The organism is Pseudozobellia sp. WGM2, from assembly GCF_017810075.1.
Lineage (GTDB): Bacteria > Bacteroidota > Bacteroidia > Flavobacteriales > Flavobacteriaceae > JADNYK01.
Window position 1 is genome coordinate 162,746 of the sequence record NZ_JADNYK010000004.1, and the last position, 21,956, is coordinate 184,701.

23 protein-coding genes and 1 tRNA gene are annotated in these 21,956 nt (G+C 38.3%); 16 read left to right on the forward strand and 8 right to left on the reverse strand.

The genetic code is table 11. The features are described 5' to 3' along the window. Positions 1–16: 16 nt before the first annotated feature. Complete coding sequence (locus IV512_RS10555) at positions 17–709, forward strand: SDR family NAD(P)-dependent oxidoreductase (protein WP_209403144.1); 693 nt, start codon at positions 17–19, stop codon at positions 707–709. A gap of 41 nt (positions 710–750) precedes the next feature. Next, positions 751–2,061: a deoxyribodipyrimidine photo-lyase gene (locus IV512_RS10560; RefSeq protein WP_209403146.1), complete on the forward strand. Its 1,311-nt coding sequence runs from the start codon at positions 751–753 to the stop codon at positions 2,059–2,061. A gap of 16 nt (positions 2,062–2,077) precedes the next feature. On the opposite strand, the gene IV512_RS10565 is transcribed toward IV512_RS10560, so the two are convergent. Further along, positions 2,078–3,127, reverse strand: a complete 1,050-nt coding sequence (locus IV512_RS10565) for a DUF6340 family protein (RefSeq protein WP_209403148.1) — start codon at positions 3,125–3,127, stop codon at positions 2,078–2,080. Between the two features lie 154 nt (positions 3,128–3,281). Between IV512_RS10565 and IV512_RS10570 the strand changes: the two genes are divergently transcribed. The 3 genes from IV512_RS10570 to IV512_RS10580 are packed head-to-tail and all read left to right on the forward strand — an operon-like array spanning position 3,282 to position 5,175. Further along, positions 3,282–3,731 carry a VOC family protein gene (locus IV512_RS10570; RefSeq protein ID WP_209403150.1) on the forward strand — a complete coding sequence of 150 codons (450 nt, stop codon included), beginning with the start codon at positions 3,282–3,284 and terminating at the stop codon, positions 3,729–3,731. A gap of 17 nt (positions 3,732–3,748) precedes the next feature. After that, positions 3,749–4,747 (forward strand): pirin family protein, encoded by a 999-nt coding sequence (locus IV512_RS10575; protein WP_209403152.1) that lies wholly within the window; start codon positions 3,749–3,751, stop codon positions 4,745–4,747. A 2-nt stretch (positions 4,748–4,749) separates the two neighbouring features. Further along, positions 4,750–5,175 (forward strand): hypothetical protein, encoded by a 426-nt coding sequence (locus tag IV512_RS10580; RefSeq protein WP_209403154.1) that lies wholly within the window; start codon positions 4,750–4,752, stop codon positions 5,173–5,175. Between the two features lie 20 nt (positions 5,176–5,195). Here IV512_RS10580 and murA read toward each other — a convergent pair whose 3' ends face one another. The 3 genes from murA to IV512_RS10595 all read right to left on the reverse strand — a co-directional run bounded on the left by murA (position 5,196) and on the right by IV512_RS10595 (position 7,537). Then, entirely contained in the window at positions 5,196–6,503 is a 1,308-nt protein-coding gene (gene murA, locus IV512_RS10585; protein WP_209403156.1) for a UDP-N-acetylglucosamine 1-carboxyvinyltransferase, read from the reverse strand. Between the two features lie 15 nt (positions 6,504–6,518). After that, a complete protein-coding gene (locus tag IV512_RS10590; RefSeq protein ID WP_100871844.1) occupies positions 6,519–7,169 on the reverse strand; it encodes a DUF4290 domain-containing protein in 651 nt (216 codons plus the stop codon). An 80-nt stretch (positions 7,170–7,249) separates the two neighbouring features. Beyond that, entirely contained in the window at positions 7,250–7,537 is a 288-nt protein-coding gene (locus IV512_RS10595) for a DUF493 family protein (RefSeq protein ID WP_100871843.1), read from the reverse strand. 88 nt (positions 7,538–7,625) lie between these two features. On the opposite strand from IV512_RS10595, the gene IV512_RS10600 reads away from it, so the two are divergent. The 5 genes from IV512_RS10600 (at position 7,626) to IV512_RS10620 (ending at position 12,205) form a co-directional block, all read left to right on the forward strand. Beyond that, complete coding sequence (locus IV512_RS10600) at positions 7,626–8,189, forward strand: AAA family ATPase (RefSeq protein ID WP_209403158.1); 564 nt, start codon at positions 7,626–7,628, stop codon at positions 8,187–8,189. Continuing rightward, complete coding sequence (locus tag IV512_RS10605; protein ID WP_209403160.1) at positions 8,189–10,084, forward strand: ATP-dependent DNA helicase RecQ; 1,896 nt, start codon at positions 8,189–8,191, stop codon at positions 10,082–10,084. The genes IV512_RS10600 and IV512_RS10605 overlap by 1 nt, the downstream gene beginning before the upstream one ends. Positions 10,085–10,115: 31 nt before the next feature. After that, on the forward strand, positions 10,116–11,063 hold the full coding sequence (gene fmt / locus IV512_RS10610) for a methionyl-tRNA formyltransferase (protein WP_209403162.1): 948 nt from the start codon (positions 10,116–10,118) through the stop codon (positions 11,061–11,063). Between the two features lie 176 nt (positions 11,064–11,239). Beyond that, entirely contained in the window at positions 11,240–11,512 is a 273-nt protein-coding gene (locus tag IV512_RS10615) for an HU family DNA-binding protein (RefSeq protein ID WP_100871839.1), read from the forward strand. Positions 11,513–11,644: 132 nt separating this feature from the next. After that, entirely contained in the window at positions 11,645–12,205 is a 561-nt protein-coding gene (locus IV512_RS10620; RefSeq protein ID WP_209403164.1) for a YqgE/AlgH family protein, read from the forward strand. Here IV512_RS10620 and IV512_RS10625 read toward each other — a convergent pair. After that, entirely contained in the window at positions 12,202–13,047 is an 846-nt protein-coding gene (locus tag IV512_RS10625; RefSeq protein WP_209403166.1) for an aminotransferase class IV, read from the reverse strand. The genes IV512_RS10620 and IV512_RS10625 overlap by 4 nt on opposite strands. 56 nt (positions 13,048–13,103) lie before the next feature. After that, on the reverse strand, positions 13,104–13,487 hold the full coding sequence (locus IV512_RS10630; protein ID WP_209403168.1) for an START-like domain-containing protein: 384 nt from the start codon (positions 13,485–13,487) through the stop codon (positions 13,104–13,106). 137 nt (positions 13,488–13,624) lie between these two features. On the opposite strand from IV512_RS10630, the gene IV512_RS10635 reads away from it, so the two are divergent. The 3 genes from IV512_RS10635 to IV512_RS10645 all read left to right on the forward strand — a co-directional run bounded on the left by IV512_RS10635 (position 13,625) and on the right by IV512_RS10645 (position 16,488). After that, positions 13,625–13,698 (forward strand) — tRNA-Met (locus IV512_RS10635). Between the two features lie 211 nt (positions 13,699–13,909). Further along, positions 13,910–15,832 (forward strand): DUF294 nucleotidyltransferase-like domain-containing protein, encoded by a 1,923-nt coding sequence (locus IV512_RS10640; protein WP_209403170.1) that lies wholly within the window; start codon positions 13,910–13,912, stop codon positions 15,830–15,832. Next, complete coding sequence (locus tag IV512_RS10645) at positions 15,829–16,488, forward strand: PolC-type DNA polymerase III (protein WP_209403172.1); 660 nt, start codon at positions 15,829–15,831, stop codon at positions 16,486–16,488. The genes IV512_RS10640 and IV512_RS10645 overlap by 4 nt, the downstream gene beginning before the upstream one ends. Here the strand turns inward: IV512_RS10645 and IV512_RS10650 are convergent. Both IV512_RS10650 and IV512_RS10655 read right to left on the reverse strand, forming a co-directional pair. Next, the gene (locus IV512_RS10650) at positions 16,477–17,442 is read right to left on the reverse strand and encodes a phosphoribosylaminoimidazolesuccinocarboxamide synthase (RefSeq protein WP_209403174.1); all 966 of its coding nucleotides are present in this window, start codon (positions 17,440–17,442) and stop codon (positions 16,477–16,479) included. The two genes, IV512_RS10645 and IV512_RS10650, sit on opposite strands and share 12 nt — an antisense overlap. Positions 17,443–17,479: 37 nt before the next feature. Further along, positions 17,480–18,433 carry a PhoH family protein gene (locus IV512_RS10655; protein WP_209403175.1) on the reverse strand — a complete coding sequence of 318 codons (954 nt, stop codon included), beginning with the start codon at positions 18,431–18,433 and terminating at the stop codon, positions 17,480–17,482. Between the two features lie 127 nt (positions 18,434–18,560). On the opposite strand from IV512_RS10655, the gene IV512_RS10660 reads away from it, so the two are divergent. The 3 genes from IV512_RS10660 to gldG all read left to right on the forward strand — a co-directional run bounded on the left by IV512_RS10660 (position 18,561) and on the right by gldG (position 21,928). After that, the gene (locus tag IV512_RS10660) at positions 18,561–19,391 is read left to right on the forward strand and encodes an S-adenosyl-l-methionine hydroxide adenosyltransferase family protein (protein WP_209403177.1); all 831 of its coding nucleotides are present in this window, start codon (positions 18,561–18,563) and stop codon (positions 19,389–19,391) included. 141 nt (positions 19,392–19,532) lie between these two features. Next, on the forward strand, positions 19,533–20,264 hold the full coding sequence (gene gldF, locus IV512_RS10665) for a gliding motility-associated ABC transporter permease subunit GldF (protein WP_209403179.1): 732 nt from the start codon (positions 19,533–19,535) through the stop codon (positions 20,262–20,264). Next, complete coding sequence (gene gldG, locus IV512_RS10670) at positions 20,264–21,928, forward strand: gliding motility-associated ABC transporter substrate-binding protein GldG (protein WP_209403181.1); 1,665 nt, start codon at positions 20,264–20,266, stop codon at positions 21,926–21,928. The genes gldF and gldG overlap by 1 nt, the downstream gene beginning before the upstream one ends. Positions 21,929–21,956 lie beyond the last annotated feature (28 nt).

Sequence of the window (21,956 nt, forward strand, 5' to 3'; positions counted from 1 at the left end):
AAGCAACCATAAAATTATGAAAAAGAATATTCTAGTTATTGGAGGTTCACAAGGCATTGGATTTTCACTAATAAATTTGCTTAAGAATGATTACAATCTCTTCGTAGTTTCAAGAACAGTACAGCAACTATCTACCGATGATATCACGCATATACAATTTGACGTGTTAAATGAAGATTTAGAAACTGAACTGTTACCCGAAAGTTTAGATGGTTTTGTATACTGCCCGGGCAGCATCAATCTCAAGCCTTTCAAGATGATGTCACTTGATACGATTGAAAAAGATATGCAAATTAATTTCTTCGCAATGGTCAGGTTGCTGAAGGGCGTTTTTTCTAAATTATCTAACGGATCTAGTTTGGTTTTCTTTAGTACAGTTGCCGTTGTTAGCGGCATGCCCTATCATACCAGTGTGGCTGCGGCCAAAGGGGCACTTGAAGGTTTCGTCAAATCATTTGCTGCCGAACATGCACCAAAGATAAGGGCAAATGTAATTGCTCCATCTTTGGTAGACACTCCTTTATCAAGTCGTTTACTCAGTAGCGACAAGAAAAGAGCACAAGTGGCAGAACGCCACCCCCTGAAAAAAATTGGTAGCCCAAACGATATAGCCGCCATGGCCAAATTTCTGCTAGGTGAAGAGAGCAAATGGATTACGGGACAGGTAATTGGTGTCGATGGAGGGCTTTCGACCCTGAATATCAATTAAACAAATCAAGATTTCATTCTAAATCTCATTACTTTTCAATAATGAAAGATAAAATTTCTATTTTTTGGTTTCGACGTGACCTAAGACTTGATGATAATGTTGGTTTTCTAGCTTCTCTCAAAGGTGATAATCCGGTAATGCCCATTTTCATTTTTGATACTGAGATTCTCGAGAATCTTCCTGAGAGGGATGCACGTATAACTTTCATACACGACAGCCTACAAGAAATGCGTAAAGAACTTCAAGACAAACATGATAGTTCCATAGCCCTATATCTAGGTACCCCTAAAAGTGTTTTTGAAAATTTAGTGTCAGACTACGAGATAGAGTTCGTTTATACCAATCACGATTATGAACCTTACGCCAAGAAGAGAGACCAAGAAATATCAGATTTTCTAGGTGAAAATGGTATTGAATTCAAAACATTTAAAGACCAAGTAATATTTGAAAAAGATGAAGTGGTGAAAGATGATGGCGACCCTTATATTGTTTATACTCCATATAAAAATAAGTGGAAAGAACATTTTAATGCCGACGAACATTTGAACATTCACTATACCAGTCAATATTTAGGTCATTTAGTAAAAAATACCCGACTACCAAATTTAAGTTTGAGCGATATCGGTTTTAAAAAATCGTCTATTAAAGTACCTGATTATGATGTTACCCCTACCCTAATTAACAATTATGAAGATACCAGAAATTTTCCGGCAATAGAGAGTGGCACCTCCCGCTTAGGACCACATTTAAGGTTCGGAACGGTGTCCGCTAGAAAAATGGTGAAAAAGGCGATTGCCGAAAAGAACGAAGTGTTCTGGAGTGAACTGATTTGGCGTGAATTTTTTATGCAGATACTTTATCACTATCCTAAAACGGTTAACAAGGCTTTCAAGAAAAAGTACGATCGTATAGAGTGGCGAAATAACGAAGCTGAGTTTGAAAAATGGAAGAAAGGTGAAACGGGATTTAAATTAGTGGATGCTGGTATGCGACAATTGAACGAAACTGGGTATATGCACAATAGAGTACGGATGCTAGTGGCCAGTTTTTTATGCAAGCATCTTTTAATCGATTGGCGATGGGGCGAAGCTTATTTTGCCGAAAAACTTTTAGACTATGAGATGAGTAGTAATGTTGGTAACTGGCAATGGGCTGCCGGAAGTGGTGTAGACGCCGCACCTTACTTTCGTATTTTTAACCCTATGACCCAAGTTGATAAATTTGACAAGAATAGAAAATACATTTCTGAGTGGGTTCCAGAACATGATACCGATGACTATTTCGATAAAATGGTCGACCATAAAGAAGCCCGTGAGCGCTGTCTTAAAACATATAAACAAGCAGTGAGTTAATTTCTGTTACGCAAGCTTATCTAGCTAATTGCTGATCCAATCTGTTCTGTTCTGCCAAACGGTATTTTAAAATATTAACGTAGCGTAAGGCATCGCTAATATCATAGTCAGAATATGATTTTGATGCCCACTCCATAGCCTTATTCAAATCACCATTTATTTCGTTGATGATAGCCATGTTATAACAAGCTCTACCGGCAATTTTCATATCTGGGTGGTTAACTTCTTGTTCCCAAAGTTTTGCGGCCCCTTCCCAGTCTCCGGTTTGTGCGCGACGCTGGGCCACTTTAAAATTATCGGTTCCTTTTACAAAGTACAATCTAGTAACTCTCTTGCGCAATGGAATCAAATTTTGACCATAATAACTACCCAAGTTGTTACTTGTCTGTATTACCGCTTCTTTACGACCAATTACCGCCTCAACAGCCTTCATCGGATTAATCCCCTCTCCTACGGTCACAATTTGATTGTTTTCAACATATTCATCTCGTATAAGTTTGAATTGGGGGTCATATATTCTCCATCCGTTCTTAATAGCGGTATTCAAAGTAACTTTGTGCCCGGGAACCGAAGCCTTGATGCCCAAATTATTTGGTATGGTAACCATTTTACTTTCATAGGCCACCTTGGTATCGGTATCATAAAATTCTAGAGATAATAGCACGTCAACACCGAACTCATCACATATTTCTTGTACGTTATTCCAACTAAGCGCAGCAGGCATCAACCCCAAACCCTTTCGCTGAACCATTATACTATCGATTATGGTCACATTATCGAATCTATCAAGTCTTGCCAGTTCATCATATAATCCCGTAATGGCCGATTCCGCTCCCTCTCTATCCAGATGTAACCCCTCAAGTGACAAGAACTTTTCGATTTTATCAAAATTCTTATTGCTTTCAGAGGGTATGCTTCTATTTATGAGTCCGACATTTTTGGCAGATGATGGTACTGTAATACGAGCTGGCTGCAATACACCCATAGTAAGTGTACTGGTCGAACTACAACTGGCCGCCACTAAAATTAAACTGAAAGTATATAATAAACGAACAATATTCTTCATGGTCTAAGTTTGTATGGTTTTTATACCCCTCGCTGGAAGTGGTTGATGTATAACTCATAAACACCTATAAATATTGCCTTTCGGAGCTATTTTAGAACTACCTATACACTTTTGGTTTGATGGGTTTTAATTATCTTCACCACAAATATCTACTATGAAAAAAGCATATGTTCTACTATTATTCTTCACTGTCGTTTCTAAAACTGTCTCATCTCAATCATTTGATTTTAAAATTGACCATTTTGCATTGGTCGTAGATGATTCTGAAGTTAGCGCAGATTTTTATGCCAACATTTTAAGGTTAGAAGAGACTCCACACCCTGACAAAGCCCCGGGATTTCGTTGGTTTATTGTGAGTGGCAGCTCGCAAATACACTTAATCGAAAAAGAATTTGCACCCTTTGAAAAGAACAAATCAATGCACCTATGTTTATCGACCCAAGATTTAGATGGCATGATTTTGCATTTAGAGAATAATGATATTGCTTACTCAGACTGGCCGGGAAAAGAGAACGCTGTAACCCTTCGGTCCGATGGTGTTCGACAGATATATTTACAAGACCCTGATGGGTATTGGATAGAAATCAACACCGCTGAACACTAAAACCTAATTTAGAAAAAATGGACTCGGTAATCAAGCAGATTTATGAATTAGGTTTACCTTGGCAAACCCAAGATCCCTTTCTATTTTGCGTCTATCACTATGACCAATACCCGAAAGGAAAAGAGGATATGTCTCCCGACGCACCATTAATAGGTCGTAACCTAGGAAACGATTTTGTCGGTAAAGATGGCTGGAATATGTACCATGGGCAGACCGTACCTGGTTTTCCTTCACACCCCCATCGTGGTTTTGAAACTATAACTATTGTAAATAAGGGTTTTTGCGATCATTCAGATTCTTTGGGTGCCGCAGGCAGATTCGGGGAAGGTGATGTACAATGGATGACCGCTGGACGCGGAGTTCAGCATTCCGAAATGTTTCCCTTGTTACACACGGATAAAGAAAACACTTTAGAACTTTTTCAAATTTGGCTGAACCTTCCAAAAAAAAGTAAGTTCGTTGACCCTCATTTTAGAATGTTATGGCATGAGGATATTCCCGTTATTAGCAGAAATGGGGTAAAGGTAAAAGTCGTAGCCGGCAGGTATAAAGATACACCCTCACCAGAACCGGCCCCGAATTCATGGGCATCAGAAAATGAAAACGAAGTTTCAATTTTGAACATACGCATTGAGGAGGGTGCAACTTTCTCATTGAATGCCGCACAGGCCGAAACTAACAGAACTGTTTATTTCTATGAGGGAGAAACGATTAGAATTGAGCAAAATAGTATAAAAAGCAATCATGGAATTGATGTAAATGCCAGCCAAGTTTTAGAAATCAAAGCCGAAGGAAAAGAAGCTCATTTACTGATTCTTCAGGGCAAACCCATTGATGAGCCGATTGCGAAATATGGCCCTTTCGTAATGAACAGCGATGAAGAAATTCAAAAGGCGATGGACGAATATAGATTGACGCAGTTCGGTGGATGGCCATGGCCTTACCCTGATAATGTTCATGACAAAAAGAAAGGTCGCTTTGCGAAATATCCTGATGGTAAATTGGTTGAAAAATAAAAATGAACCTTGAGTCGTGGCAGCTAACTTTCGATTTCGCCCTCGTCGTACTTATTTGGTTGGTACAGCTGATTATTTATCCGAGTTTCAAGTATATTCCTAGGCACGACTTATTGAATTGGCATCAAAGCTATGTAAAACGGATGGGAATTATTGTCATACCTCTAATGCTAGGGCAAGTCGCGCTTATTAGCTTACAAGTATTTAAACAAATATCAAGCTATTCTGTTGGGGTGCTTTTACTTGTACTCGTTCAATGGATTATTACCCTCAGGTATTTTGCTCCGATGCATCAGAAAATAAGTTCTAATGCATATTCCGAAGAAAATTTAAACCAATTGGTCAAGAATAATTGGGTCCGTACTCTGGTTTGGACGATTATTTTTCTATGGGGATTACTGAAAGAATCAAGCCTTCTCCCCTTATAATTTGAAAATAAGTTCAGTTATTAAACACGAGTAATTCTCGCCCCAATTGCCCGTAGACGTGTATCGATATCTTCGTAGCCTCGATCTATTTGTTCAATATTGTGAATGGTTGAAGTACCTTTTGCCGAAAGTGCAGCAATCAAAAGAGAAACTCCTGCCCTAATATCGGGTGAAGTCATCGTGGTCGCTTTCAAGGTCGACTTGAAATCATGACCGATTACTGTAGCTCTATGGGGATCGCACAATATTACCTTAGCGCCCATATCTAAAAGCTTATCTACAAAGAATAAACGGCTTTCGAACATCTTTTGGTGTATAAGTACTTCACCTTTAGCTTGGGTAGCAACTACTAAAATTATGCTTAAAAGGTCAGGGGTGAGTCCTGGCCAAGGGGCATCGGCAATAGTTAAAATAGAACCATCGATGTAATTCTGTATTTCGTAACCATCTTTGTGCTTCGGTATAAAGATGTCATCACCTTTACGCTCCAACTGAATACCCAATTTTCTAAAAACTGTAGGAATTTGACCTAAGTCGTCCCAACTGACATTTTTTATGGTCAATTCACTTTTGGTCATAGCTGCAAGTCCGATCCAACTGCCAATCTCAATCATATCGGGCAGCATTGTATGTTCGGTACCTCCCAATTTATCGACGCCCTCGATTTCAAGCAAGTTTGAACCGACACCGGAAATTTTAGCTCCCATGCGGTTGAGCATCTTACAAAGTTGTTGCAAGTACGGCTCACAAGCTGCATTGTAAATCGTGGTCTTACCTTCAGCAAGTACAGCGGCCATTAGAATATTGGCTGTTCCGGTAACTGAAGCCTCATCGAGCAACATATAGGTGCCCTTTAATTTTTTCGCCTCTACCCCATAGAAATATTCTTCTCTATTGTAACGAAATTTTGCACCCAAATTAATGAAACCTTCGAAGTGGGTATCAAGTCTTCTACGACCAATTTTATCGCCTCCGGGCTTAGGTATATAACCTTTACCGAACCTTGCCAATAATGGGCCCACAAGCATAATCGAACCTCTAAGGCCTCTGCCGTCTTGTTTGAATTGTTCCGATTGCAAATAATCTAAATTAACATCATCTGCCTTGAAGGTATAAGAACCTTTTTTCTTCTTCTGAATTTTTACACCCAAGTCTTCAAGAAGGGCAATCAGTTTATTGACATCTACGATGTCTGGTATATTATGTATTGTAATCTCTTCGCCAGTGAGTAGTACTGCACAAAGAATTTGCAAGGCTTCGTTTTTAGCGCCTTGAGGCGTAATCTCACCTGAAAGTTGGTGACCGCCCTCAATTTTAAAGGTGCCCATGTAAGATGCAGGGTATTAGTATCGCTTTTTACCGCGATTATTGTTATTTCTTTGATTTTTCTTGCCCGAATTATTACGTGGCGACTTCGCCACCCTGTTTTTCAAGAATTGGCCACTATCGGTAAGATTTTCTCCCGAAAGATCAATTTGACCATCACTTAATTCATATAAGTGCGCAAATATCGCCTTATCATCTACCGTGTCTTTGTTCCAGTTCAGGTAACACTTTTTCATATGATTGGCAATCGTGTATTCAAGCCCGTCGCGCATATCGCCTTTTTCCCATTTAACGGCAACATCGATCATTCTTTTGATGTTGTTGCCGTAAAATCTATACTTCGGAAAGTTTTGTGGATATTCCAGCGGATCAGGACGCTGTTGAAGCACTTCTTTGCTCGTAATAGGAAAGGGAGATTTTACGTCTAACTTAAAGTCGGACATAATAAATAACTGATCCCATAGTTTGTGCTGAAAATCAGGTACATCTCGTAAGTGTGGCTGAATATTGCCCATCACACTTATAATGGCTTGAGCAACCTTATTTCTTTCTTCATCATCCTCTATCGAGATGGCATAATCGACCATTTTTTGAAAATGACGACCATATTCAGGTATAATGAGCTTTGACCGCTCAGTATTATATTCTAGGTTTTCTACTAAATTCAAATTGAGAAATTTTACTTAAAAATAAAAGGAAGTAATCTTATAACGCCTGCAAATTAAGAAAATTATGGCTGAAAAACTATTTACAAAGATATTACTCCCTCAACTTGCCCAACTTCCTTATACTTAGCTATAACTTCTTCTGGGCTCTTTAAGTTAACAGTTACCGAAACACTGGTGTATTTTCCTTTTTTTGATTGCTTCGATTCAATAACAGCTCCGGTATTATCGAATATTTTATGAATTTGTGCAATCTTTTCAGGCTCGCTTAACACAATAAATTTGTAAAGATAGTTTGATGGCCATTTAGTACTTTCTGCCAATTGTTCACGCAAACGGGTATAAAATTCCTCTGAATTTTTCTGGTCCATAAAGTAGTTTTGTACAAAGGTACTTCTTAAATGCCCGATTTTAAAATCATTACATAATGATTACTTTTGCACCTATAATCTCTATCATTTGAGTGTAAAAAAAGTAGTTGTAACCGGTGGCCCAAGTACAGGCAAAACATCTGTAATCGAATATCTTGAAAAGCAAGGACACTTTTGCGTTCATGAGCTTATTCGTAGTATGACATCCGCAGAAAAAAACGAAGAAAACGCCAATACATTCAAGACCAACCCCATTGTTTCGGTAAAAGACCCAAAAATGTTCAATCAAATGCTTTTAGATGGGCGTATTGAACAATTTCATACCCAAGCGAATTCAGGGGCCGAAGTCATTTTTTATGATCGTGGTATACCCGATGTGCATGCCTATATGAATTGTTTCGGTCAAAGTTATGATAGTGAATTTGCACAGCCTTGTTATAATTATCGATATGACCATATTCTACTAATGCCGCCTTGGAAAGAAATATATGCCGTGGATAATGAAAGGTTCGAAACCTATGAAGAATCTGTCAAGATATTTGAAAGCTTAGAAAAAGCCTATACCCATTTCGGTTATACAGTGAATTTGGTGCCCAAGGGAAATGTCGCGGAACGTGCTAAATTTATTTTGGACCATATAAAGTTAGACTAATGTCGAACGACCCCATCAGCATTTTACGGCAGTACTGGGGCTTTTCTAGTTTTAAGGGGTCTCAAGAAAATATTATCGAGGCCGTACTTAAAAAGCAAGATGTACTGGCACTTTTACCTACTGGAGGCGGAAAATCGGTCTGTTTTCAAGTTCCGGCTATGGCACAAGATGGAATTTGTATCGTAGTATCGCCCCTTATAGCCCTCATTCACGACCAAGTCAACAGCTTGAAAAGTAAAGGCATCAAGGCTATAGCGCTCACAGGCGGTATATCTTTTACCGAGCTCGACAACCTACTAGACAATTGCCTGTACGGAAATTATAAATTTCTCTACCTATCTCCCGAACGCTTACAGCAAGAACTGGTTTTAGAGCGTATTAGGCAAATGAACGTTAACCTTATTGCCATAGATGAGGCCCATTGCATATCGCAATGGGGCCACGATTTTAGACCCGCCTATTTAGATTGTGCAAAATTGCGGAATTACCTCCCGGAAACTCCGATTATCGCTTTGACCGCTACCGCTACCAATAAAGTAGCGTCAGATATCGTTGACAACCTAGAGTTTTCAGAACCGTTAATAGTAAAAGATTCATTTTCAAGGGATAATATTGCCTTCAACGTAATTCAAGTAGAGGATAAAAAATATAAACTAAGGGAACTTTGCCAAAAAACGCAACAGAGTATTATCGTTTATGTGCGTACCCGAAGAATTACACAAGAAATTGCCCAATACTTAAGCTATAATAAATGCAGTGCCGACTTCTTTCATGGTGGCATCACCCAGAAAGAAAAGCAGGCAAAGCTTGAAGCCTGGCTGAACAACAAGGTACAGGTTATGGTGGCCACCAATGCCTTCGGAATGGGTGTCGACAAACCCGACGTTTCACTGGTCGTACATTATCAAATTCCCGATTGTATAGAGAACTATTTTCAAGAAGCTGGTCGTGCTGGCAGAAACGGTCAACGGGCACAGGCAGTATTATTGACCAATAAAATGGATGAAGAGCTCTTAAAAAACCAATTTCTGAGCTCATTACCTGACATTCCGTTTTTAAGAAGATTATACAATAAACTAAATAATTATTTTCAAATAGCTTATGGCGAAGGTGCCGGTCAAAAGTTTCAACTGAATTTTAATGCTTTTATTTCTACGTACGGCCTAAGCTCGTTTTTAAGTTATAATGCACTACGTATATTAGACCAGCATTCGGCAATAGCCCTATCAGAATCATTTTCTAAATTGACTACCATACAATTTATATGTAATAAGGAGCAAATATTTGATTACCTAGAATCCTATAAAAACACGAACACAATCGTACAAACCCTTCTTAGAACATACGGAGGCATTTTCGATTTTGAAACCAAAATAAATACGGTGTTAATCGCAAAAAAGTCGAATACTACCGAAGCAAGGGTACTTCAGGTACTTGAACAGCTTGCAAAAGATGAAATCATCTCATATGAATCGCAACATAATGATTTAGAATTAACTTTTTTGGTACCTCGAGAAGATGACCTTACCATCAATGTATTTGCTAAACAGGTGGGCGAACTCAACCGAACAAAAGTTGAAAAAATAGAAGGTATACTCAAATATATTGATACAACAGATATATGCCGAAGTAAACAGCTCCTGAAATATTTTGGTGAAAAAAAAGCTGAGAACTGCGGTATTTGTGATATTTGTCTTGGCGAGAACCAAGCTAGTTTTAATACGCAAACTATTCAACTACAAATTATTAAGGCATTACAAACAAAGCCTTTAAGTTCAAGAGCATTAATAGCCCATTTAGATTATAAAGAAGAACCTATTCTAAGAACACTAAGAATTCTTCTTGAAAACGAATTAATTAGAATTAATTCTAAAAACGAATATGAGTGCCGCTGAAGGTTAGCAGCATAACTTAATACTAAATTAAATGAAAGATTTACGAATAGTTTTCATGGGTACCCCAGAATTTGCGACAACAATATTAAAAAGACTGGTAGAAGAAAATTATACTATCGCCGGGGTAATAACCGCACCAGATAGACCAGCCGGCCGAGGAAGAAAATTACAAGAATCAGATGTTAAGAAGTATGCCTCTGAACAAGGGCTAAGAGTTTTACAACCCACAAACCTCAAAAGTGAAGAATTTCTTGTTGAATTAAAAAGTCTCGAGGCAAATCTACAGATAGTGGTTGCTTTTCGAATGTTACCTAAAGTAGTTTGGGCAATGCCCGATTATGGCACCTTTAATCTTCATGCATCGCTGCTACCCGATTATCGTGGTGCCGCACCCATAAATTGGGCAATCATTAATGGGGAAACAGAGACTGGCGTTACTACCTTCTTCATAGATGAGAAAATAGATACCGGTGAAATAATACTTCAAGAAAGAACAACTATTGACCCTGAGGATAATGCAGGTGCATTACATGACAAGTTAATGCATCTGGGTGCTGCACTGGTGGTGAAAACGGTGAAACAAATTGCTTTTGGTGATATAAAAACACAAAAACAGGTTACTTCCGAACCTGTAAAAGAAGCCTTTAAAATTCATAAAGACACCTGTAAAATAGATTGGAACCAATCTTTAGAAGCTATTCATAACCATATAAGAGGTCTTAGCCCCTACCCGGCCGCTTGGAGTAATTTCATAAACGGGGAGAACGAGATGTCATTAAAAATATACAAATCTACAATTGAGAAAGATGACCATAACTTTGAGATAGGCCATGTGTTGCACACAAAAAAGGAAATCAAAGTTGCAGTAAAAAATGGTTTTATAAAATTGCTCGAGCTACAACTTCCGGGTAAGAAAAAAATGAAAACTCAAGACGTTCTTAATGGCCTAGAAATCGAGAATTTTGCACGTATGTTGTAAAGCCCCATTATCATTGGGCTGCGAGAGAAGTAAAAAAAGCCCTACTTTATTAACAAACCACCTTAGTTATCAACAAAAACCCTGATTTACCCCTATTTTACTTGCGTTGAAAGCAAATCCGTATAAATTTGTTAGACGATTTAAATTATTATAACAACAATTAATTTAATTACATTATGAACAAAACAGAATTGATCGATGCTATGGCAGCAGATGCCGGCATCACAAAAGCGGCAGCGAAAAAAGCATTGGAATCTTTCTTGGGTAACGTTGAAGGATCTTTGAAGAAAGGTGATCGTGTATCACTAGTTGGTTTCGGTTCTTGGTCTGTTTCTAGAAGAAACGCAAGAGAAGGTAGAAACCCTTCAACTGGAAAAACTATCAAAATCGCAGCTAAGAACGTAGTTAAGTTCAAAGCTGGGTCAGATTTGGCAAATTCAGTAAACTAGTAGTTTACTGATCAGAAATATTACTAAAGCGCTCCTTTGTTTCCTACAATGGAGCGCTTTTTTTGTGATTCTTACCTTGATTTTTATAAGAAATATCTTATTTTAGAGTTAAATAGCCATTTCACTATAGCAATGACCGACGTTAAACCAAAAAAAGGCAAGCTTTTGATTGCAGAACCAGCCTTGACAGGCGATGTTTCTTTCAATAGATCTGTCGTACTATTGGCCGAACATAACGATGAAGGTTCTGTAGGCTTTATTCTTAACAAGCCTTTGGAATACTTTATAAATGATCTGATCAACGAGATTTCCATTCCGTTTCAGGTTTATAATGGGGGGCCTGTTGAGCAAGATAATCTCTATTTCATTCATAGGGTACCCGATTTAATTGCCAATAGCATAGAGATATCAGATGGTATATATTGGGGTGGTGACTTCGAGAAAATAATTGACCTTATCAATCAGAAAACCATTTGTGAAAATGATATTCGTTTCTTTTTAGGTTATTCGGGCTGGTCTTCTTTACAATTGGATCAAGAGCTTTCTTCAAAATCATGGATTGTAGTCAAAAACGACTACGAAAGTGATATTATTAATAAATCTGCAGATGCCTTCTGGAAAGAAAAAATGTTAGAGCTTGGCGGTAATTACCTTTTATGGTCAAATTCGCCGGAAAACCCAAGTTTAAATTAACCCAAACGGGCGGCGGCGTTTAATTTGCCTATCAGACTCTTTGCCACATTATTAACATATTCTTTCTTTCTATATTTACCTATCGGTTGAATACCTATTATACTATTCGTAATGAACAGCTCATCGGCCTTTTGCAGTTCGAAGGGTGAAATAGCAGCTTCTTCAAAAGAGTAACCCTCCAATTTCTTAAGAATCTCAATTAGTTTTTTACGTAAAATACCGTTTAAACAACCATGGTCTAATGGTGGGGTTTTGATATGGTTGCCCTTGACCAAAAAAATGTTTCCGTTAAGTGCTTCTACAACTTGCTTGTCTCCGTTTAAGAGCAGGCAATTTTGATAATCGTTCTCTTTTGCAAAAATGCTTCCTATAACATTAATTATTTTGTTGTTGGTCTTCAGCGTCGAGAGCATATCTTTATTTACATAAAAGTCTTTGTACAGCTCTACTTCATAATCGCCATCATCAATAACGTAAAACGGATTGCTCAATTGAGCTACTTCTATGATATATGAGACATTATTGGTCTCAGGTCTGTAAAGTCCGCCATTGTTGCGAAAAACGGATAATCGTACACGAGCTGACGCGTCTTTCAATTGACTACCCTCTATTGTTTCTAAAATTTTATCCTCAAGAAACTCCATGGTAAAATCCATAGGTATTTCCATTCTTAGAATACGCATAGATGCCATTAAGCGTAGATAGTGATCTTCCCAGAAAAACAGTTTTCCGTTCACCACACGCATTGACTCAAAAAGGGCGTCACCGTAACGCAACCCCCTGTTGTTGTGATCTAAAAAATCTGTTTCTTCATCAAGCAATCGACCATTAAAATTGACCATAAAAAAAGCCTTAAAAAAATTTAAGGCCCAAATATAAGGTTAATGCGTTTAAGAGACTACTTTGATCCCAGAACTTGCTTTAAATCTGAAACTTGGTTTCCCCAAAGCATTTTGGCTTCTTCGACTTCGTCTTCCTCGGCAAAATCGCTAATGAATAGCGAAACATCTTTGGTAATCTCGTCAACGATAATTTTCATTTCAAAAAATGAATCATCATCATTCTCTACCCATGCAAACTTTACAAACTCATCGCTTTTTCTCTTTAACAACTTCGCTTCTTCCTCGGCTCCGTCCCAAATAAAAGTGAACATTTCTCCACGAGAGTTAACGTTATCTGCAAACCACTCAGAAAGACCTGAAGGCGTAGATATATATTGATACAGTAGTTGTGGAGAAGACTGTATTACAAATTCAAGTTCATATTTTATTTTATCATCCATTCTTAACTATTTTCTTGCGGGCAATATATAGATTTCCTTATGATAAAAAAATAAAACCTAAAGAATATTTTTGCTCGAGTTATGTTGATGGACACGAAATTTACTCTTATATTTGCACCCGTTTGAAAAAACGACCTGGCGAGGTAGCTCAGCTGGTTAGAGCGTCGGATTCATAACCCGGAGGCCGAGGGTTCAAGTCCCTCTCTCGCTACTACGATAAATTTTATGCTAAAAACCGGTATTGTGGTAAACAATCCGGTTTTTTTATATCTTAATTTTTAAGTAAGCGCTATTGTACATCTACATTTAATTAAAATACTAAGTTGAACTGTTCTATCTTCTACAGGCTGACCTTCTATTAGTCTGGTCTTTTTCTTTACAATAATCAGAGGAACGTTTAACTTTGAGGTTAAACAGTGGGTATGAAGAATACAATATCTTTTAGGGTCGCCGATTTTATAAAGAACTACCCTCCTTTTAATGAAATCAAACTAAAAGATTTAGAAGAGCTCTCTCAAGAAATAAAAATCATATACAAGGTAAGAGATGCGGTTATTTTTGATGAAGATGAGAAAGCACATGAGTATTTTTATATGGTTCATAAAGGTGCAGTAGCTCTATCTAGAAATGCAGATAATGAGATTGTTGATTTATGTGACGAAGGCGATATTTTTGGGTTACGCCCCTTAATGGCCAATGAAGACTATAAAATCGGGGCTAAAGCATATGAAGAGAGTATATTATATGCCATACCCATCTCTAATTTCAAAGTTTTCACAAAGAGTCGCGAAGGGGTTTCCAATTTTTTAATGGAGAGTTTCGCTTCTAATACCCGAAATCCCTATTCGGTAGGCAGAAAAGGAAAACTTTTTCAAGAATCCCCTGAAATATCGGTAACCCCGCCCACTAATGACCTTTTAGACCTACAGTCCGTCAACTATTCAAAGAAACTAGTTTCTTGTGCGCCCGATGCTACTATTAAGGCTGTAGCTACCAATATGACCAAAAAGAAGGTGGGTGCTATGCTGGTTTTAAAAGATAAACTTCCTAGTGGTATAATTACCGATAAAGATTTGAGAAACAAAATTGCTACGGGAAAATTTCCGATTACGGCACGGGCAAAAGATATTATGAGCTCACCGGTCATTACCTACCCTACTAAAATGACTTTGGCCCAAGCCCAAATGGCCATGATGAAAAGTGGCATTAGCCACTTATGCCTAACTCAGGACGGCACCCCAAATACCGAGGCCATTGGTATCATCTCTAAGCATGATATTATGCTCGAACTGGGCAATAACCCTGCTGTATTGATGAAGGCCATCAACAGGGCCCGCAAACTCAAAAAGATTAAGCGGATAAGACATAGCATTATGAGCCTTTTGAAAGGCTATTTAGCACAGAACATACCCCTTACCCTTATTTCAAAAATCATCACCGAACTTAATGATGCCTGCATAAAAAGGGTTATAAACATTTCCTTAAATAAGATTGATTCAACGCCGCCCGTAAAGTTTGCTTGGCTCGCCTTAGGTAGCCAAGGGCGAAGCGAACAGTTATTACATACCGATCAAGATAATGCACTTATATTTGAAGATGTACCGGAAGATGAGCTAGGAAATACCAAAAAGTATTTTATAGAACTATCAAAAAGAGTCACAAAAGGTCTTCATGAAATCGGGTACGAGTACTGTCCCGCTGAAATGATGGCATCGAACCCGGAGTGGTGTCTTAGCCTAACCGAATGGAAAGAACGAACCCAGCATTGGATTACCAACCCAGGTAAAGACGAAGTACTCTTATCATCTATTTTCTTCGATTACAATCATACCTATGGTAATCAAGATTTGGTTCAGCAATTAACCGCCCATATTTTATCTACCACACAAAAATACCCGATATTTTTCGTACACCTGGCCAGTGGGGCTTTACAAAACCCCTCACCAAGCGGATTTTTCAGGTCATTTCTTGTTGAAGAGGATGGTGCCCACAAAGACTTTTTCGACTTAAAGCGAAGGGCGTTAATGCCTTTGGTCGAAGGTGCTCGTGTCTTGGTACTGTCAAACCAAGTGAAATCGATAAATAACACTGCAGAAAGATTCGAGAAACTGGCTGAAATTGAACCGAACAATCAAGAACTTTTTCTAGCCTGTTCTTATGCGACCAAGGCGCTGTTAAAATTTAGAACCAAACAGGGCTTATTGCATAATGATTCCGGAAGATTTATTTCTTTGGATACTTTAAGTAAAGAAGAAAAAATAAAACTTAAACGAACCTTTAAGACTATTAAAGAGCTTCAAGAACTGCTTAAAATTAGATTTAAAGTGGCTAATTTGGTGGGATGATAAGCTTCTTCAAAAAAAGGAAAAAAAACTATCCTGACTTCTGGGTTCAATACGCTTCAAAATTTGAAACAAAACTGCCTACCGAACTTCAGAAGGTGAGATTCGTGGTGCTTGACACTGAAACCACAGGATTTGATTATGATAACGACCGCATATTATCGATTGGGGCACTGAGTTTACAGAATAACACCATTGCCATAAATCAAAGTTTTGAAGTTTTCCTTGACCAACATTTCTATCATGCCAAGAACATCGAAATTCATGGTATAATGCAAGAGGAAAATAAGGAAAGAATAACCGAAATTGAGGCTTTGATGTTTTTTCTTGAATTTATAGAAGATTCAATTTTGGTAGCCCACCACGCGGGATTTGACATCAAGATGATCAACGAAGCGCTCAAGCGCCACGGCATGCCTAACCTCAAAAACAAAGTGCTTGACACCTCTATATTGTATAAGCGAACCTTGATAAAATCTCCTTTGCTTATACCTCAAGAACAATATACCCTTGACCAACTCGCAGAAAAATTCGACATCTCAACAAAAGATCGCCACACTGCTTTGGGCGATGCGTACATTACTGCCATCGCCTTTATAAAAATTGTAGAAAAATTAAAATCGACCAAAAATTTTTCGGTTAAAAAACTATGGCGCTAATTTCTTCTCCTTTAGATAGTTAAGTACATTTGTTTCTATCCGTTCTTGAATATTCGAAATATCAGCTTTTTCAAAAGATGTGCCGGTAATGTTATCGAAAAGTTCAATATACCTTTCAGATACCGATTCAATATAGTCATCGGTCATTTCAGGTAAGGTCTGCCCTTCTAGACCTTGAAAATCGTTTTGTATCAACCATTGACGGACGAATTCTTTAGACAGTTGTTTCTGTGCCTCTCCCCTATCTTGACGTTCTTGATAGCCATCGGCATAAAAATAACGGGAAGAATCGGGGGTATGAATTTCATCGATGAGCACAATCTTACCTTCTCGGGTCTTACCAAATTCGTATTTGGTATCTACCAAAATCAAGTTTCTTTCAGCAGCTATTTCGGTTCCTCTTTGAAAAAGATCTCTGGTATATTTTTCAAGAATTATATAATCTTCTTCCGAAACTATTCCCTTCTTTAAAATATCCTCCCTAGAAATATCCTCATCGTGATCACCCATTTCTGCTTTAGTGGCAGGAGTAATAATCGGCTCAGGAAATTTGTCATTTTCCTTCATTCCTTCGGGCATCGGCACGCCACATAACATTCGTTTTCCCGCTTTGTACTCCCTAGCGGCATGACCAGACATATACCCCCTTATCACCATTTCTACTTTAAATGGTTCACACGCATGACCGAGGGCTACATTTGGGTCAGGGGTCGCAATCAACCAATTGGGCACAATATCTTCCGTCGCCGCCATCATTTTGGTAGCGATTTGGTTCAATATCTGACCCTTATAGGGTATTCCCTTGGGCATAACCACATCGAATGCAGAAAGACGATCCGTTGCTATCATCAATAAAATATCGTTCGCCAAAGTGTACACCTCACGCACCTTACCTTTGTAAACGCTTTTTTGACCAGGAAAATTAAAATTGGTGTCGATTATGGTTCTGCTCATTACCTAATCTTAATATTTATAAAAATGTAGACTGAAATTAATTTTGATGCTCGATTGTTTTATAAGCGTCGATAACTTTTTTGACCAGTTTATGACGAATAACATCTTTGTCATCTAAATAAACTATAGAAATACCATCGGTATTTTTTAATATCAACAAAGCTTCCTTGAGCCCCGAAATGGTTCGTCGAGGTAAATCGATCTGACCAGGATCACCCGTAACCAAGAATTTTGCATTTTTGCCCATACGTGTCAAGAACATTTTCATCTGTGCATGGGTAGTGTTCTGGGCTTCATCTAAAATTACAAAGGCATTGTCTAACGTACGTCCTCGCATAAAAGCCAATGGAGCAATTTGAATGGTACCGTTCTCTATCAAATGAGCCAATTTTTCAGCGGGAATCATATCGCGCAGACCATCATACAAAGGTTGCATGTAGGGGTCTAATTTTTCTTTAAGATCACCTGGTAAAAAACCAAGATTTTCCCCAGCCTCTACCGCGGGGCGGGTAAGAATTATTCTTTTGACTTGCTTCTCTTTCAAGGCCTTAACGGCCAGAGCAACGCCTGTATAGGTTTTACCCGTTCCTGCGGGACCGATGGCAAAAACCATATCATTCTTCTTAGCGGCATCGACAAGTTTGCGTTGGTTCACCGTTTGTGGCTTAATGAGACGCCCACTGACACCGTGTACGAGTACTTCTCCACTATTGGCCGGAGATTCGTAGTCTGATGATGTTTCGCTAGTCAATACCCGCTCAATAACGTTTTCATCAAGCTTATTATATTTAGTGAAATGGGTGGTTAGCATATCAAAACGCCGGTCGAACTCTTCTAACAGTTCTTCATCGCCATATACTTTTATCTTATTGCCCCTTGCGACAATTTTCAGTTTCGGGAAATATTTCTTTAGGAGGTCTATATTTTGGTTTCCCTGGCCAAAAAACTCTCTTGGGCTTATCTCGGTGAGTTCTAGTATGAGTTCGTTCAAGAAGAAAGGTGTTAAAATTAAAGCCTTGCTATATTTATTTCGCTTGGCTGTTTTTTTGTCCTAATTTTGTTTAACAAACTTAACTAAAATTCAGTTTACCTAACTAAAAACATATCAACATTGCTGCATGGCAATAATTACACTAACTACAGATTTTGGACTTAAAGATCACTTTGTCGGTACCTTGAAGGGAACGATTTACAAAGAACTTCCCGATGTCAAAATTGTTGATATTTCACATAATGTTAGTCCGTTTAACATTCAAGAATGTGCTTACATCTTAGAGAACTCCTACAAAAGTTTTCCCGAAGGTACTATTCACATTGTGGGAGTAGACTCTGAGCCGACCCCTGAAAACCAACATATAATCGTTCATGTAGACGGTCATTATTTTATCAGTGCCAATAATGGAGTTATCGGTTTGATCATATCCGAGAAAAAACCGGAAAAGGTAGTACAGGTAAATATTCCGAATCCGTTGCATGGCTCCTTCCCTGTTATGGATGTGTTCGTTCAAGTAGCCTGCCATATTGCCCGTGGCGGCACTCTAGAGGTAGTAGGAAAACCTTTTGATACGCTGAAAGAACTGCGTGAGTTTACACCTACGGTAAGTGATAATGGTAACAAAATCATTGGCAATGTCATCTACATTGACAATTATGGCAATGTGGTAACCAATATTCACAAAAATTTCTTTGAAGCCTATCGAAAAGGGCGCGATTTTGAGCTGACGGCCAGAAACACCAAAGTGAAAAAAATTCATAATAAATACAGTGATATCATCAATTTTGACCTTGAGAAAGGTCAAAGAAAAGGTGCTGGAGACCTATTGGCCTTATACAATTCTGCCAATTATATAGAACTGGCCATATATAAAAGTGATCTGAATACCGTTGGTGGTGCCTCTACCCTTCTCGGGCTTGATTACCGAGATACGGTGACCATCAATTTTATGTAAGTTTTGAGGTTCCGATTGCAGATTATAAAATGTTATTAAATTTGGTGGTTTATGTTTAAAACCGCTAATACGGTAATCATCTGTTATTTTTGCTGAAACATTGATCTTTGAATAATAGATTACAGAATTAAGAAACCTGCCATGCTCGCCATATTCAAACGCGAAATACAATCATTTTTCACCTCGCCCATTGCTTATTTGGTAATAGGTTTATTTTTGACATTGAACGGCCTTTTCCTGTGGGTCTTTAAAGGGGAGTTCAACATTTTCGATTATGGGTTTGCCGATTTGAGCAATTTCTTTTTGTTGGCCCCTTGGGTGTTTCTCTTTTTGATACCTGCCATTACCATGAAAAGCTTTTCAGAAGAAAGAAAGCTGGGTACCTTAGAGCTCTTGTTCATAAAACCGATATCAGTTTCAAAAACCGTATTGGGTAAATTTTTGGGCACCTTGACCTTAGGTATAATCGCCTTGCTACCAACTATCATTTATATTTATGCAGTTTCTCAACTCGGCACTACTGTGGGCAATCTCGATTTAGGCCCGGTAATGGGCTCTTATTTCGGTACCGTTTTATTAATGTCTTGTTACACCTCAATAGGTATTTTTGCATCCACATTATCAGACAATCAAATTGTTGCCTTTATTACCGGTGTGATACTCTGCTTTATCATATTCTATGGTTTTGAAGGTATATCGACCCTAATGACCGATGGTGAAACTTCCTTAGCAATCAAAAGTCTAGGCATGAAACAGCATTTCGACAGTATTTCTTTAGGGGTTCTAGATACTAGAGATTTAATATACTTTATCTCCGTTACGGCATTTTTTCTATTTCTAACGCTTTTGCAGTTAAAAAACATGAACCGTTAATGAAGAAATTCTTTGCTCCCATAGTAATCGCCCTAGCTGCCTTGCTCGCCATAAACATTCTCGCCAACTTCGTATATGCCCGTTTCGATCTTACGGAAAATGGGAGGTTTACTCTTTCAAGCCAAGCTAAAACCATAGCAGCAGAATTTGAAAAACCTGTTATTATCGATGTGCTTCTTGATGGAAATCTACCTCCTGAGTTTGCTAAACTCAAAAAGGAAACCGATCAACTTCTCGAAGAGTTCGCCTCAGAAAATAACAATTTTAAATTCAATTTTGTCAACCCTCTTGAAGATGCATCACAAACGGAAAGCGTAATGGCTGAATTGCAAGGCCTAGGTTTACGCACCGCTCAAATAACCGTTGAAGAAAATGGTAAGATGTCACAGGAAATCGTTTTTCCTTGGGCCTTGGTGAACTATGATAATAAAACGGTCAAAGTACCCCTATTAAAAAACAAACTGGGCGCTACCTCAGAAGAACGGGTCAATAATTCGGTACAGCAATTGGAGTATGCCTTTACGGATGCTTTTGCAAAAATCAATATCAAAGAAAAAAAACAAATAGCGGTAATTAAGGGTAATGGCGAGTTAGATGATATTTATCTAGCTGATTTTTTGACCAGTATTCGTGAATATTACAATATTGGGGCAATAACATTGGATTCCGTAGTGACAAATCCGCAGAAAACATTGGATCAATTGAAAGGTTATGATCTCGCGATAATCGCTAAACCGACCGAAGCCTTCACCGATGAGGAAAAATATGTAATGGACCAATATATCGTTAACGGTGGAAAATCGGTCTGGCTTATCGACCAGGTGAATATGGAGTTGGATAGCCTTTTAAACGAACAAGGCAATGCCGTTGCGCTACCCTCAAATTTAAATTTGACCGATTTTTTCTTCCGATATGGTGTTAGATTGAACGCTGATCTGGTGAACGATATGTATTTTACCCAAATCGTACTTGCTTCCGGTGAAGGTAACGACTCCCAATACAATCCTGTACCCTGGTATTATCATCCGATGGTTTTCTCCAAAAGCGACCATCCGATAGTAAACAATTTAGAGGCCGTTCGTTTTCAATTTGCCAATTCGATAGACACCTTGGCAAATTCTTACAAAAAAGAAATTCTATTGAGCAGTTCTCCGCTATCTCGTTTAGAGGGCACGCCCAAACAAATTGACCTTGGCATTATCAATACACCTCCTGTAAAGGAAGAATATAATAATGGTAACAAACCACTTGCCGTACTGATTTCGGGCAAGTTCGGCTCTGCATTTAAAAATCGAATAAAACCTTTAAAATTACAAGGGGCCAAAGAGGATGGTGAAGAAAACCAAATGCTCGTTATTTCAGATGGCGACCTCATCAAAAATCAGATTAAAAATGGTCGCCCTCTAGAGCTAGGTTATGATAAATGGACGAATAATTACTACGGCAACAAAGAATTTTTATTGAATAGCATCAATTACTTGCTCGATGATAACGGACTTATAAACATTCGAAACAAAAAAGTAGCTATTCCTTTCTTGGATTCTAAAAAGATTACAGAACAAAAAACCAAGTGGCAACTACTGAATATTGGGCTTCCAGTGGCATTGACCCTACTTTTCGGGCTTGTGTTCAACTACTATAGAAAGCGAAAATATGGCCAGTAGATGTTAATAAGTTTGTTTCGGTAAAAAG

What these genes read in the sequence shown, in the direction of transcription:
- IV512_RS10555 (WP_209403144.1), top strand. Translation starts at nt 17, where the DNA reads ATGAAAAAGAATATTCTAGTTATTGGAGGTTCACAAGGCATTGGATTT.
- IV512_RS10560 (WP_209403146.1), top strand. Translation starts at nt 751, where the DNA reads ATGAAAGATAAAATTTCTATTTTTTGGTTTCGACGTGACCTAAGACTT.
- IV512_RS10565 (WP_209403148.1), bottom strand. Translation starts at nt 3,127, where the DNA reads ATGAAGAATATTGTTCGTTTATTATATACTTTCAGTTTAATTTTAGTG.
- IV512_RS10570 (WP_209403150.1), top strand. Translation starts at nt 3,282, where the DNA reads ATGAAAAAAGCATATGTTCTACTATTATTCTTCACTGTCGTTTCTAAA.
- IV512_RS10575 (WP_209403152.1), top strand. Translation starts at nt 3,749, where the DNA reads ATGGACTCGGTAATCAAGCAGATTTATGAATTAGGTTTACCTTGGCAA.
- IV512_RS10580 (WP_209403154.1), top strand. Translation starts at nt 4,750, where the DNA reads ATGAACCTTGAGTCGTGGCAGCTAACTTTCGATTTCGCCCTCGTCGTA.
- murA (WP_209403156.1), bottom strand. Translation starts at nt 6,503, where the DNA reads ATGGGCACCTTTAAAATTGAGGGCGGTCACCAACTTTCAGGTGAGATT.
- IV512_RS10595 (WP_100871843.1), bottom strand. Translation starts at nt 7,537, where the DNA reads ATGGACCAGAAAAATTCAGAGGAATTTTATACCCGTTTGCGTGAACAA.
- IV512_RS10605 (WP_209403160.1), top strand. Translation starts at nt 8,189, where the DNA reads ATGTCGAACGACCCCATCAGCATTTTACGGCAGTACTGGGGCTTTTCT.
- fmt (WP_209403162.1), top strand. Translation starts at nt 10,116, where the DNA reads ATGAAAGATTTACGAATAGTTTTCATGGGTACCCCAGAATTTGCGACA.
- IV512_RS10615 (WP_100871839.1), top strand. Translation starts at nt 11,240, where the DNA reads ATGAACAAAACAGAATTGATCGATGCTATGGCAGCAGATGCCGGCATC.
- IV512_RS10620 (WP_209403164.1), top strand. Translation starts at nt 11,645, where the DNA reads ATGACCGACGTTAAACCAAAAAAAGGCAAGCTTTTGATTGCAGAACCA.
- IV512_RS10625 (WP_209403166.1), bottom strand. Translation starts at nt 13,047, where the DNA reads ATGGTCAATTTTAATGGTCGATTGCTTGATGAAGAAACAGATTTTTTA.
- IV512_RS10630 (WP_209403168.1), bottom strand. Translation starts at nt 13,487, where the DNA reads ATGGATGATAAAATAAAATATGAACTTGAATTTGTAATACAGTCTTCT.
- IV512_RS10640 (WP_209403170.1), top strand. Translation starts at nt 13,910, where the DNA reads ATGAAGAATACAATATCTTTTAGGGTCGCCGATTTTATAAAGAACTAC.
- IV512_RS10645 (WP_209403172.1), top strand. Translation starts at nt 15,829, where the DNA reads ATGATAAGCTTCTTCAAAAAAAGGAAAAAAAACTATCCTGACTTCTGG.
- IV512_RS10650 (WP_209403174.1), bottom strand. Translation starts at nt 17,442, where the DNA reads ATGAGCAGAACCATAATCGACACCAATTTTAATTTTCCTGGTCAAAAA.
- IV512_RS10660 (WP_209403177.1), top strand. Translation starts at nt 18,561, where the DNA reads ATGGCAATAATTACACTAACTACAGATTTTGGACTTAAAGATCACTTT.
- gldF (WP_209403179.1), top strand. Translation starts at nt 19,533, where the DNA reads ATGCTCGCCATATTCAAACGCGAAATACAATCATTTTTCACCTCGCCC.
- gldG (WP_209403181.1), top strand. Translation starts at nt 20,264, where the DNA reads ATGAAGAAATTCTTTGCTCCCATAGTAATCGCCCTAGCTGCCTTGCTC.